The 11,894-nt window shown below is 69.5% G+C and carries 10 protein-coding genes; 5 read left to right on the top strand and 5 right to left on the bottom strand.

Going from position 1 to position 11,894, the window contains the following annotated elements; genetic code table 11:
* Window positions 1-12 precede the first annotated feature (12 nt).
* Window positions 13-1,707 (top strand): urocanate hydratase, encoded by a 1,695-nt coding sequence (gene hutU / locus G6032_RS11120; protein ID WP_165282229.1) that lies wholly within the window; start codon window positions 13-15, stop codon window positions 1,705-1,707.
* Window positions 1,708-1,816: 109 nt separating this feature from the next.
* On the top strand, window positions 1,817-2,716 hold the full coding sequence (locus tag G6032_RS11125; RefSeq protein ID WP_165282230.1) for an SDR family oxidoreductase: 900 nt from the start codon (window positions 1,817-1,819) through the stop codon (window positions 2,714-2,716).
* Here the strand turns inward: G6032_RS11125 and G6032_RS11130 are convergent.
* Window positions 2,702-3,760: a cobalamin-dependent protein gene (locus tag G6032_RS11130; RefSeq protein WP_165282231.1), complete on the bottom strand. Its 1,059-nt coding sequence runs from the start codon at window positions 3,758-3,760 to the stop codon at window positions 2,702-2,704. The genes G6032_RS11125 and G6032_RS11130 overlap by 15 nt on opposite strands.
* A 191-nt stretch (window positions 3,761-3,951) precedes the next feature.
* On the opposite strand from G6032_RS11130, the gene pepQ reads away from it, so the two are divergent.
* Window positions 3,952-5,316: a Xaa-Pro dipeptidase gene (gene pepQ / locus G6032_RS11135; RefSeq protein WP_165282232.1), complete on the top strand. Its 1,365-nt coding sequence runs from the start codon at window positions 3,952-3,954 to the stop codon at window positions 5,314-5,316.
* Window positions 5,317-5,365: 49 nt separating this feature from the next.
* Here the strand turns inward: pepQ and G6032_RS11140 are convergent, their stop codons facing one another.
* The 3 genes from G6032_RS11140 to hutI all read right to left on the bottom strand — a co-directional run bounded on the left by G6032_RS11140 (window position 5,366) and on the right by hutI (window position 8,876).
* Window positions 5,366-6,067 carry a hypothetical protein gene (locus G6032_RS11140; protein ID WP_165282233.1) on the bottom strand — a complete coding sequence of 234 codons (702 nt, stop codon included), beginning with the start codon at window positions 6,065-6,067 and terminating at the stop codon, window positions 5,366-5,368.
* Between the two features lie 119 nt (window positions 6,068-6,186).
* Entirely contained in the window at window positions 6,187-7,692 is a 1,506-nt protein-coding gene (hutH, locus tag G6032_RS11145; RefSeq protein ID WP_165282234.1) for a histidine ammonia-lyase, read from the bottom strand.
* Window positions 7,693-7,709: 17 nt separating this feature from the next.
* Entirely contained in the window at window positions 7,710-8,876 is a 1,167-nt protein-coding gene (hutI, locus tag G6032_RS11150; protein ID WP_165282235.1) for an imidazolonepropionase, read from the bottom strand.
* Between the two features lie 31 nt (window positions 8,877-8,907).
* On the opposite strand from hutI, the gene hutF reads away from it, so the two are divergent.
* Both hutF and G6032_RS11160 read left to right on the top strand, forming a co-directional pair.
* Complete coding sequence (gene hutF, locus G6032_RS11155; protein WP_165282236.1) at window positions 8,908-10,236, top strand: formimidoylglutamate deiminase; 1,329 nt, start codon at window positions 8,908-8,910, stop codon at window positions 10,234-10,236.
* The gene (locus G6032_RS11160) at window positions 10,233-11,060 is read left to right on the top strand and encodes an N-formylglutamate amidohydrolase (RefSeq protein ID WP_165282237.1); all 828 of its coding nucleotides are present in this window, start codon (window positions 10,233-10,235) and stop codon (window positions 11,058-11,060) included. The genes hutF and G6032_RS11160 overlap by 4 nt, the downstream gene beginning before the upstream one ends.
* Here G6032_RS11160 and G6032_RS11165 read toward each other — a convergent pair.
* The gene (locus G6032_RS11165; RefSeq protein ID WP_165282238.1) at window positions 11,050-11,859 is read right to left on the bottom strand and encodes a class I SAM-dependent methyltransferase; all 810 of its coding nucleotides are present in this window, start codon (window positions 11,857-11,859) and stop codon (window positions 11,050-11,052) included. The genes G6032_RS11160 and G6032_RS11165 overlap by 11 nt on opposite strands.
* Window positions 11,860-11,894: the final 35 nt, after the last annotated feature.

An 11,894-nucleotide genomic window follows, 5' to 3' on the forward strand; every position in this document is an offset into this window, starting at 1 on the left:
GGGAGTGCAGCGATGGGCGACGCCGGCGAGGCCACGGGAACCCGTTTTCGCGAGGGCGTGATCAGCGCGCCGCGCGGCACCGGGCTGAGCTGCCGCGGCTGGGTCCAGGAAGCCGCGCTGCGTATGTTGTGCAACAACCTCGATCCGGAAGTCGCGGAAAATCCGCGCGAGCTCGTCGTCTACGGCGGGATCGGCCGGGCCGCGCGCAACTGGGAATGCTTCGATGCGATCGTCGCCACGCTGCGACGCCTGGCCGACGATGAAACCCTGCTGGTGCAATCCGGCAAGCCGGTCGGCGTGTTTCGCACGCACGAGTTCGCGCCGCGCGTCCTGATCGCCAACTCGAACCTGGTGGGCCGCTGGGCCGACTGGGATCACTTCCACGACCTCGATCGCCGCGGCCTGATGATGTACGGCCAGATGACCGCGGGTTCGTGGATCTACATCGGCTCGCAGGGCATCGTGCAGGGGACCTACGAGACGTTCGCGGAGGCCGTGCGCCAGCACTATGGGGGCGAGGCCCAGGGTCGCTGGTTGCTGACGGGTGGGCTCGGCGGGATGGGCGGCGCCCAGCCGCTGGCGGCATCCTTCGCCGGCCTCTCCTCGCTGTCGGTCGAGGTCGATCCGACCCGGATCGCCAAGCGCCTCGAGACCGGTTATCTCGATTGTCGCATCGACGACCTGGACGAAGCGCTCGCGCGCCTGGAAGCGGCCGCGCGGGGCGGCAAGCCGGTGTCGGTTGGATTGCTCGGCAACGCGGCGGAGGTGTTCGAGGAGATCGCGGCGCGCGGCATCCGACCGGACCTTGTGACCGACCAGACGTCCGCCCACGATCCATTGAACGGCTATATCCCGGTGGGTTACGACGTGGCCGAGGCAGCCGACTTTCGCGCGCGGGATCCGCAGGCCTACGTGGCCGCAGCCAAGCACAGCATGGCCCGCCAGGTCCGCGCCATGCTCGCGCTCCAGGCGGCCGGAGTGCCCACCTTCGATTACGGCAACAACATCCGGGCCATGGCGCAGGACGCGGGCGTGTCGAACGCCTTCGACTTCCAGGGCTTCGTGCCGCTCTACATCCGGCCGTTGTTCTGCGCCGGCGTGGGACCGTTTCGCTGGGTCGCGCTGTCCGGCGATCCCGAGGACATCTGGCGCACGGATGCCAGGGCGCGGGAGCTCTTTCCCGACAAGCCGGACCTGCATCGCTGGCTGGACGGCGCTCGTGAACGGATCCGGTTCCAGGGCTTGCCGTCGCGCATCCTGTGGCTGGGCTACGGCGAGCGTCACCGGCTCGGCCTGGCGATCAACGAGATGGTGCGCCGGGGCGAACTCAAGGCCCCGGTGGTCATCGGGCGCGATCATCTCGATTCGGGCTCCGTCGCCTCGCCGAACCGGGAAACGGAGGCGATGCGGGACGGTTCAGACGCGGTCGCCGACTGGCCGGTGCTCAATGCGTTGCTGAACACGGCCAGCGGCGCCTCCTGGGTCAGCTTCCACCATGGCGGTGGCGTGGGCATGGGCTATTCGCTGCATGCGGGCGTCGTGATCGTCGCCGACGGCAGCGACCGGGCCGAGGCACAGCTCGCGCGCGTGCTGGTCAATGATCCGGGCACCGGGGTCATGCGCCACGCCGACGCCGGCTATGCACGCGCCCTCGAGGTTGCTGCGGAACGGGGCCTCGATCTGCCGATGATTCGCCCGGGGACTTGACGCGCCGCCGCCGGATTCGGGACAGTCTGCGCGGGGGCGCGGCACGCCCTATCCGCGGTAGCGGGACGGCAGGCTGCGATCGACGGGACGAGACAACGAGGAGAGAGCAATGATCCTGGTCGCCGGGGCGTCGGGTGAGCTGGGGCGGGCGATTTGTCGGAAGCTCATCGAGCGGGGCGGGACGATCTACGGCATGGTGCGTCCGACGTCCGCGCCGGAAGCCGTCGCCGAGCTCGAGGCCCTGGGGGTCACCCCGGTGCAGGCGGACCTCGCCGACCCGGATTCCCTGCGCGAAGCCTGCAGCGGCTGCGACTCCGTGGTGTCGAGCATGACCGCCATGGGCCGCCCCGCCGAGCGGATCGACAAGGTGGATCGCGACGGCCAGCTGGCCCTGCTCGCTGCGGCGGCCGAGGAAGGGGTCGAGCGCTTCGTTTACGTCTCTTATTCCGGGGTCATCGGCAAGGATGATCCGCTGACCCTCGCCAAGCGGGCCGTAGAACGCACCCTGAAGCACAGCGGCATGACATGGACCGTGCTGCGGCCGTCCTATTTCATGGAAACCTGGTTCTCGCCCGCGCTGGGTGTGGACATTGCGGCCGGCAAGGCGCGCGTCTACGGCAGCGGTCGCGAGCCGATCAGCTGGGTGGCGCGCGACGATGTCGCCGGCTTCGCGGCGGAGGCGGTGGACAGCGAGGAGGCGCGCAATGCGACCATCGAGATCGGCGGGCCGGAGGCGATCTCGCCGCTGGATGCGATCGCGCTGTTCGGGTCGCTCGCGGGACGCACCATCGAGGTCGAGACGATCGCCGAGGCCACGCTCCAGGCGCAGCTGGCCGCGGCAACCTCGCCTCACGAGCAAAGCCTCGCAGCGCTGATGATCGCCTACGCGCGCGGCAATGCCGTGCCCATGGACGACGTCGCGGAGCGCTTCGGCATGGAACTGACGGGACTCGCCGACTGGGCACGGCCTCGGTTCGCGCCCTCCGGAAGCGTTTCAGGCGCCGAGTAATTCGGTACCCAGCGCCACGGCGGAGCGCGCGTCCGGCGCATATCCGTCCGCACCGAGCTTGCGCCAGACGTCGGGCGCATCGGCGAATGCGAGCCCGCCGACCATCACGCGCACCTCGCGGCCCTCGAGCCGGCGCACGGCGGCAATGGCGTCGCCGACCCGGGGCAGCTGCACGCTCAATGCGGCGGAGAGCACCACCAGTTCGCCGTCGAAATACTGCACGGCGGTGGCCAGCTCCGTGGCAGGCAGGTTCCCGCCGAGATGAATACTGCGCCATCCCGCGATATCGAAGAAATCAGCCAGGACGCGCACGGCGATGTCATGCGTGTTACCGGCCACGGCGGCGCAGAGCACCGTCCGGCCGTTGGCCGGCGCGCGGGCCGCACGTTGTGCAAGCAGCGCGAGAAGGCGTTCCGTCGTCTGGGTGACGACGTGTTCCTCGACGATGCCGAGTTCCCCGGCGTGCCACAGGCGGCCGACCTCCTGCTGCGCCGGCACGAGCACCTCGAGATACATCCGTTCCACGCCCAGTCCGCCGTCCGTCGCCTCGAGCAGGCGCTTGGTGGCGCGGCGGCTGTCCCCTTCGAGCACGGTGGAAAGGTATTCGAGCGCGAGGCGGCCCGTTTCAGTCCCGGGATCGAGGCAGGCGCCTTGCTGTTCGGCCGGTTGGTCGAATTCCGCGATCGCGAGAGCAAGAATCCCGGCCACGGCCGCCCGGGCTGCGTCCGGCAGCTCCCGGGCGAGCACCCCGGCCAGCACCTCGAGGCTCGCGCGCAGGTCGATCTCGGGCACTTCGCGGGCCGTGAATGCACGCCGCGCCCAGTTGACGCGCGCCACGAAAAGGTCGGGCTCGCCGAGCCGCAGGGCAGTGGCCAGTTCCACGATGCGCTGGGAGAACACGCCTCTCCAGGCGCCTGTCGCATCCGTCGAGAAGCGCGCGGCCAGCGCGGGCTGGGTCGCCATCAGCCGCTCCGCGGCGAGCGCGGCGAAGCCGGCCGAACTGACTTCGAGCAACTCGGCGGCGAAACTGTTTTCCTCGCTCATGCATACGCTCCCGTGAAAATCCCTGTGCAGCGGCTTGCACCACCCCGATTATAACGGCGCCGGCCCGGCCTGCCGCACGATGCCGCCGCCGCCAGGCAAAATGGCCTTGGGCCGGGGCGGCGGATAGAATCATGATTCCGTCGCGCGCCGCGCGATCTCGCAGGAACGCATCGCCCGCAGGGAGTCACGCAATGTCAGACCCGAACGCCGCCGTCGTCGCCGAAATCGATGCATGCTATCCGGCGCACCACGCGGAACTGGCGGCACGCCATGCCTCCGTACTCGAAGCTTCCCATTTCGACTCGCTGGCGATCTATTCGGGCACGGCGCGCCCTCGGTTTCGCGATGACCAGTCCTGGCCGTTTCGCGCCGGAGCCTTCTACCAGCAATGGGTGCCGTGCGACGACCATGCGGGCAGCGTGCTGCTGTTCCGTGCGGGCAGGACGCCGTTGCTGGTGCTGAACCAGCCGCGGGATTACTGGCACTCCGTGCCGGCGACGCCTAGCGGCGCGTGGACGCAGCACTTCGAGATCGTCGTCGCGGACGACCTGGAGGGCGTGCGCGGCGCCTTGCCGCGGGACCTGTCGCGCTGCGCCCTGCTCGGCGAGGTGGATGCGACGGTGTCGGCCTGGGGCTGCGCCGCGCTGAACCCGGCGAGCATCGTGCAGGCGCTGGAGTTCGCGCGCCTCTACAAGACGCCTTACGAGGTCGATTGCATCCGGTCGGCGAATCTCATCGCCGCGCAGGGGCACGTCGCGGCCCGCGACGCCTTCCACGACGGCGCCAGTGAGTTCGGCATTCACCTCGCCTACCTGGCGGCGACCGGCCACACCGAGGCGGAGCTGCCTTACGCCAATATCGTCGCGATGAACGAGAACGGCGCGACGCTGCACTACGGTCGCTTCGAACGCGAGCGACCCCGGCCGGCCAACAGTTTCCTGATCGACGCCGGAGCACGCTGCCGCGGCTATGCGGCGGACATCACGCGCACCTGGTCGAACGGCACCGACGGCGAGTTCGCGGCGATCGTCGAGGCGCTGGACCATGCGCAGCAGGACCTCGTGGAAGCCCTGCGCATAGGCAATTCGTATATCGACGTGCACGAGAACGCCCAGCTCGCCGTGGCGGTGATCCTCGAGGATTTCGGCATCGTGGACATGGCGCCCGACGACATGGTGGCGGCCGGCGTGAGCAGCGTCTTTTTCCCGCATGGCGTCGGCCATCACCTCGGCCTCCAGGTGCACGACACCGGCGGCAAGCTCGCCGGCCCGGACGGCACCCTGCTGCCGCAGCCCGAGCCGTGGCCGTTCTTGCGCAACCTGCGGCCGCTGGAAATCGGCAACGTGGTGACCATCGAGCCGGGGCTGTATTTCATCGACAGCCTGCTGCATCGGCTGCGCGAGACCCCGCTGGGCAACTACGTCGCCTGGGACATGGTCGATTGCCTGCGTCCCTACGGGGGCGTCCGCATCGAGGACGATATCTGGATGGGGCCCGGGGGCGCGCGCAACCTGAGCCGCGAGGCCTTCGCGGCCCTGGCGGAACAGCCTGCCTGAAGGCGAACGGCGCGGCGTGTCGTCGCGCCGGGAGGCTGCGCGGTCGCGGCTAGCCGTGGGAACCGTTCTTCTGCGGCGTATCGACCTGCTCGGCCACGTAACGTCGCATCATCATCGCCTGCTGCAGGCGACCCTTGCGCACATAGCTCTCGTAGAGAATGTCGCGCATGAATTCCATCAGCACGCCCGCCTCGGTCGGCGTCACCACGGGCATGCCCTCGCGCGCCGCGTCGGTGTCGAACAACACCCGGCGGACCACGTTGAAGGTCGCGCCTTCCACTTCCGCCATGTCCCGGATCTCGTTGCACTGTTCGAAAATGCGCATCTTGCCGGTCTCGCCGAGGTCCATGAACACGCGCTGGATCGTGCGCCGGCACATCGATGCGAACGCGTTCAGCGCGTTCATGGAATAGCAATCCAGGGCCTCGCGGAACAGGGTCTCGGTCTCTTCGGGCAGGTACGTGAAATCGAAATTCTCCCGCGGCCGCTCCACCTCGATGAAGTTGGTGGACAGCTCGACCCGGTTCTCGCCATAGGATTTCACGGGGAAGCGGAGAAACACCGGCGCGTTGCAGTTGTCGCAGCGAAACACGAGCCCGGTCTCCGGCGGCTTGTAGCGCGACAGTTCGTCGAAGCAGGGCACGGCGACCGGCGTCATGTGCGCGAAGACGCCGCAGGACGCACAGGTCAACGCAAAATGTTGACCATGGTCATGCTGGAAGCCTTCGTTCTTGTCTACGAACATGGGCATGCGGCCCACTCCTCGCCGTCGTTCGACACCGCTGATATCGTCGCAGTGTAGCTGAATGACGTTGCGCCGCGCCAACCAACCGCTTATGTAAAATCAATGCCTTGGGCGCCCATGACGGGTCATGCCGCCGGCAGTTGGCGATCGTCGAAGTCGCCGGCGCGCAGCAGCGTCGCGAGGGTCGCGATATCCCGGTCGAGCCGCCGGTCGCCACGCACGAAGGGCGCGCAGGCACGGATCCTGTCGTGCACGATCGTGAGCGGGGGCGTCGTGGCGAGAGGTCGCTGTTCGTCGATGGCGTGGGCCGCGGCCAGCAGTTCGATGGCCAGCACCGTGGCCGTGTTGTCGCAGGCCGCGAGCAGCTTGTGGCCGGCCCACGGCGCCATGCTGACGTGGTCTTCCTGCCCGGCGGAGGTCGGAATGGTATCGACGGAAGCAGGGTGCGCGAGCGTCTTGTTTTCCGAGGCGAGCGCCGCGGCGGTGACGTGGGCGATCATGAAGCCCGATTCGACGCCGGGCTCGCCGGTGAGAAACATGTTCAGGTTGGGATTGACCCGGCGCGCCAGCAGGTCGATGCGCCGCTCCGATATGTTCGCCAGTTCCGCCACGGCGATCGCCATGAAGTCGGCGACGAAGCCGGCCGGCGCCGCATGGAAGTTGCCGCCCGACAGGACGTCGTCGCCGAACACCAGGGGGTTGTCCGACACGCCGTTGGCCTCGGCCTCCAGCACGCCGCGCGCATGCCCGAGGGTCGCGTCGACCGCGCCGAGGACCTGCGGCATGCAGCGCACGGAATACGGATCCTGGACGCGGTCGCAGCTCTCGTGGCTGTTGTGTATTTCGCTGTCGGTGAGCAGGCGTCGGAAGCGCGCGGCGATCGCGCGCTGTGGCGCGAGCCGGCGGGCGGCATGGATGCGGTCGTCGAAGGGCGTGTAGCTGCCGGCCAGTCCCTCGACGCTGAGAGCTCCGGCGGTGATCGCCGTGCCCAACAGGTTCTCCGCCCGGAACAGTCCCTCGATCGCGAGCGTGGTGCTGAGCTGCGTGCCGTTGAGCAGCGCCAGGCCTTCCTTTGCCTCGAGTTGCACGGGCGCACAGCCGGCCGCCTGCATCACGTCCGCGCCCGCGAGTCGCGTCGTGCCCTGCATGGCTTCGCCTTCGCCGACCAGGGCCAGCGCGAGATGGGCGAGCGGGGCGAGATCCCCGGAGGCGCCCACCGAGCCACGCCCCGGAATCAAGGGCAGGACGTCGGCATTGAGCATCGCGAGCAAGGCGTCCACCACCGCCGGGCGGATGCCGGACAGGCCGGCCGCGAGGCTGTTGGCCTTCAAGAGCATCATGCGGCGCACGAGTCCGGGCGCCAGCGGCGTGCCGGTTCCGCATGCGTGGCTGCGCACCAGGTTGTACTGCAGTTGCGCGAGCTGGGAGGTCGATATTCGCCGGTTGGCGAATGCCCCGAAGCCGGTATTGATGCCGTAGCTCACGCGGTCGGTAGCGACCACGCGCTGCACCGCGGCCACGCTGCTCTCCATGCGCGCACGCGCCGCGTCGGCCAGCGCCACGGGTCCCGGCGCGGCTTCCCAGTCGCGCAGCGCATCGAGGGTCAGTCCCCCTTCATCGAGCAGCAGCATGGGCGGCTTCTCCGTGGTCACAGGCGATGCCCCCCGATGTAGACCGCGTCGGGAAGCAGGCCGCCCAGTTGATAAGCCAGCACCGCCGGGCGGTCGATGCGCCAGGCGCTGAAATCGGCCGGCCGACCGGGAGCGAGCACGCCGGTATCGGCGCCGAGCGCCCGTGCCGCATGCCGCGTCACGCCGGCGAGGGCCTCGGCCGGCGTGAGGCCGAACAGCACGACGCTCATGTGCAGCGCGGCCAGGAGGCTCACCAGCGGCGAGGTGCCCGGGTTGGCATCGCTCGCCACGGCCATGGGCACGCCGGCCGCGCGCAACAGCGCCACGGGAGGACGGTGCGTCTCGCGGAGGCAGTAGAACGCCCCGGGCAGCAGCACCGCGACCGCGTCGCTCGCAGCCATCGCCGCGACCGCGGCGGCGTCGGCATGCTCGAGGTGATCGCAGGAACGCGCGCCCAGTGCGCAGGCTGCGGCGGTCGCGCCGGCATCCGAGAACTGGCCCGTATGCGCGCGCAGCGCGAAGCCATGGTCCCGGGCGGCGGCGAACAGTCGCGCCATGTCGGGGATCGAGAAGGCGATCTCCTCGACATAGATGTCCACCGCATCGGCGAGGCCCTCGGCGGCGATGGCCGGCAACATCACCTCGATGACTTCGTCGAGGTATTCGTTGCGGTCGCGCCCGGCCGGGACCGTGTGGGCGCCGAGGAAGGTCGCCTGGATGCGTAGCGGCTGCTCGCGCCCGAGACGCCGGATGACGCGCAGCATCTTGAGTTCGCTGTCGGTATCCAGGCCGTAGCCGCTCTTGATCTCGACCTGGGTGACGCCTTCCCGGGCGAGCGCGCGCAGCCTCGGGAGGGCGAGGGCGACAAGGGTCTCCTCGTCCGCGGCCCGCAGTGCGCGCACCGTCGCGAGGATCCCTCCGCCCTCGCGTGCGGTCGCCGCGTAATCGGCCCCCGACTGGCGTTGTGCGAACTCCGCGGACCGATCGCCCGCCCACACGAGGTGGGTATGGCAATCGACGAATCCCGGCATCACCACGCGCCCGTCGAGATCGATCCGTTGCGTGGCCGGCGTGTCCACCCCGAGCGATACGATCCGCCCGTCGGCCACGGCAAAGCAGTCCGCCGCCGCTTCGCCATCGGCCTTCGGGTAGACTTTCGCGTTATGGAAAAACTGGTCAGCCATGGAGGGTCCGGTAACAAAGGCCCGCACGAAAATGTCGCGTGAACTCAACTTCGAACATATTCTCACGCCGGCCGGCATCGAGCGCCACCGCCGGCTGAGCATCGACGGCGACGGCCGGATCACGGCGATCGAGCCCTCGGCCCCCGGCGCTGCATTCGACGGCTGGCTGGCGTTGCCCGGCATGCCGAGCGCCCACAGCCACGCGTTCCAGCGCGGCCTCGCCGGTTACGGCGAAGCCAGGCAAGGGGAGGACTCGTTCTGGAGCTGGCGAGATTCCATGTACCGGCTCGCCGCCGGCCTGGACCCGGACACGCTGTACGAGCTCTGCTGGCACACCTACCGGGAAATGCTGGCCGCCGGCTACACCTCGGTTGCGGAGTTCCATTACCTTCATCGTCGCCGCGACGGAGAGCGGGCCACGGAGTGCGTCGACGCGGTGATCCGCGCCGCCACCGATGCCGGCATGCGCCAGTCCTTCATCCCGGTTTTCTACCAGCGCGGCGGATTCGATGCGCCGGCCGGACCCGCGCAGGCGCGCTTCCTGCACCGGGACGCGGAAGATTTTCTCACGCTCGTCGCGATGTACCAGCGCCATTGCGGCGGGGTGGCGGCGCACTCGCTGCGCGCGGTGCCGGCGGACATGATCGAGGACATGGTGCTGGGTGCGGCCGAACTGCTCGGTCCGTCGGCGCCCGTTCATTTGCACATCGCGGAACAGCCGGCGGAGGTGGCGGCCTGTGTCGCGGCCACGGGCCGCCGGCCGGTCGAGCTGCTGGCCGAGACCGTGGAGCTCGGGCCGCACTGGAGCCTGGTGCACGCCACGCACACGGATCATGCCGAGCAGGCGCTCATCCGCGCGAGCGGCGCGACCGTCGTGCTGTGTCCGCTCACCGAGGGCTACCTGGGCGACGGCATGTTCCCGGCCGCCGAGTTCGCGGCCGCGGGCGGGCGCATCGCGATCGGCTCCGACAGCAACGTGCGCATCGATGCCGTGGAGGAACTGCGCTGGCTGGAATACGGGCAGCGACTGTCGACCGGTCGGCGCGGTTGTTTCGCGAACGCCGAGGGTCTCGGGGCCGCCCTCTGGGGGCGGCTCGCCGCCGGGGGTGCCGCGCCGCTGGGCCTGCCGGTCGGCGCGCTCCAGGTCGGCAGCTATGCCGACGTCGTGACCGTCGATGCGGGCGCCATGTTGTTCGCCGGCTGCGACGGTCCCCATGCCGTGCTCGATGCGCTGATTACGGCCGGCGACGGGCGGGCCATCGACCAGGTCTGGGTCGGCGGGCGGCGGCACGTTCCGCTGGAAGGCGGGGAATTCGGTCCGGCCCTGCGCCGCATCATGGCGCCCGGCGAGGGCGCGTGAACGCGCCACAGGACGCTGCCGCGCAGGACAGTGCGGCGCCGTACGGCCTGCGTCGGCCGACTGCGGCGCCGCTGCCTCTCGTCGTGAGCATTCCCCACACAGGGACCTGGATGCCGGAGTCGGTGCGCGCCGCCCTGGCCTCGCCCGCCATGCACGCGCAGCCGATGACCGACTGGCACCTGCATCGACTTTACGAATTCCTGCCCGCGCTGGGTGCGACGACGATCTTTGCGACGGTGAGTCGCTTCGTCATGGATCTCAACCGGCCGCCGCGGCCCCGGCCGCTGTATCCCGGCCGCTTCGAGACCGGGCTGGTGCCGCTGGAAACCTTCCATGGCGAGCCCGTGTTCGCCGCGCCGCCCGAGGCCGGGGAGGTGGAGGCCCGACGCCTCGCGTGGCATGCGCCCTACCACGCGCAGCTGGCGGCACTGCTCGAGGAGACGCGGACGCGCTTCGGACGGGTCGTGCTGCTGGACGCACACAGCGTCGCGTCGGTGCCGAATCGCCTGCACGGCGCCCTGGACGACGAGATCTACCTCGGGGATCGCGACGGCCGGTCCTGCGGTCGGTGGTTGCGTGACCTGCTGCAGGGGGCGTTTGCCGCCGAGGGTTTCCGCGTCGCGCTCAACGCACCCTACAAGGGCGGTTACATCACCGACCATTACGGCGCCGAGCCGGGCGTGGAGGCGCTGCAGATCGAGATGGCGCAGCGCGTCTACATGGACGAGGACGACCCGGCCGGAGGGCCGGATCATCCTCGCTTCGCCGCAGCGCAACAGCGGCTGCTGCGCGTGTTTGGCGTCCTGGCGGCGGCTATTTCTTGACGAAACGCAGGGTCATGCGATCGCTTTCGCCGATCGCTGTGTATTTCTCGCGATCCTCGTCGCCGTGTCGCAGCGTGGGAGGCAGTGCCCAGACGCCGCCGGGATGATCCGCGGTGTCGCGCGGGTTCGCGTTGATCTCCGACATGGCCTCCAGCTCGAAACCCGCGGCCTCGACCTGTTCGATCACCCACGCCTGCGGCAGGTACGCCGAGTCCTTGCCTGCCTCGGGATCGCTGCCCTCGGGCGCGCGATGCTGCACGACGCCGAACGTGCCGCCCGGCTTCAATACGGCATGGGCGTCGGCCAGGAAGGCCTCCAGGTTGCCCTGGCGCAGCAGGCCGTGGAGATTGCGGAAGGTCAGCACGAGGTCCGCGCTGCCGGCCGGCGCCAGCCCGCCCGGGGCGCCCGGCAAGTAGCCGGTGACCTCGACCTCGTCGTAGATCTCGGGTGCGGCCGCCAGCTTGGCGAGGAACTGGGCGCGGACCCGCTGCATGTATTCGACCGTGGTGTCGGCGGGAAAGTGCGCTGCGACGAGCTTGCCGTGGCCCCGCACGGCCGGCGCCAGGATCTCCGTGTACCAGCCGCCTCCCGGGGAGACCTCGACGATCGTGAGACCCTGGTCGAAGCCGAAGAATTCCAGCGTCTCCTGCGGATTGCGGGCCTCGTCACGCGCCACGTTGGCCGGTGCGCGATGTGCCCCGTCGATGGCCTTGGCGAGGGCGTCGTGGTCGTGGGCGTTCGCGGGCAGGGCCACCAGCCCGGCGGCCAGCAGGGCGGTCGAGAAAATCCATGACTTCATTGATCGGTCTCCCGGAAAAAGGGTGCGCGTGTGAA

Source organism: Wenzhouxiangella sp. XN24, assembly GCF_011064545.1.
Lineage (GTDB): Bacteria > Pseudomonadota > Gammaproteobacteria > Steroidobacterales > XN24 > XN24.

Excerpts from the sequence above, each read along its gene's own strand:
- hutU (WP_165282229.1), top strand. The coding sequence starts at position 13 with ATGGGCGACGCCGGCGAGGCCACGGGAACCCGTTTTCGCGAGGGCGTG.
- G6032_RS11125 (WP_165282230.1), top strand. The coding sequence starts at position 1,817 with ATGATCCTGGTCGCCGGGGCGTCGGGTGAGCTGGGGCGGGCGATTTGT.
- G6032_RS11130 (WP_165282231.1), bottom strand. The coding sequence starts at position 3,760 with ATGAGCGAGGAAAACAGTTTCGCCGCCGAGTTGCTCGAAGTCAGTTCG.
- pepQ (WP_165282232.1), top strand. The coding sequence starts at position 3,952 with ATGTCAGACCCGAACGCCGCCGTCGTCGCCGAAATCGATGCATGCTAT.
- G6032_RS11140 (WP_165282233.1), bottom strand. The coding sequence starts at position 6,067 with ATGCCCATGTTCGTAGACAAGAACGAAGGCTTCCAGCATGACCATGGT.
- hutH (WP_165282234.1), bottom strand. The coding sequence starts at position 7,692 with ATGCTGCTGCTCGATGAAGGGGGACTGACCCTCGATGCGCTGCGCGAC.
- hutI (WP_165282235.1), bottom strand. The coding sequence starts at position 8,876 with ATGGCTGACCAGTTTTTCCATAACGCGAAAGTCTACCCGAAGGCCGAT.
- hutF (WP_165282236.1), top strand. The coding sequence starts at position 8,908 with ATGTCGCGTGAACTCAACTTCGAACATATTCTCACGCCGGCCGGCATC.
- G6032_RS11165 (WP_165282238.1), bottom strand. The coding sequence starts at position 11,859 with ATGAAGTCATGGATTTTCTCGACCGCCCTGCTGGCCGCCGGGCTGGTG.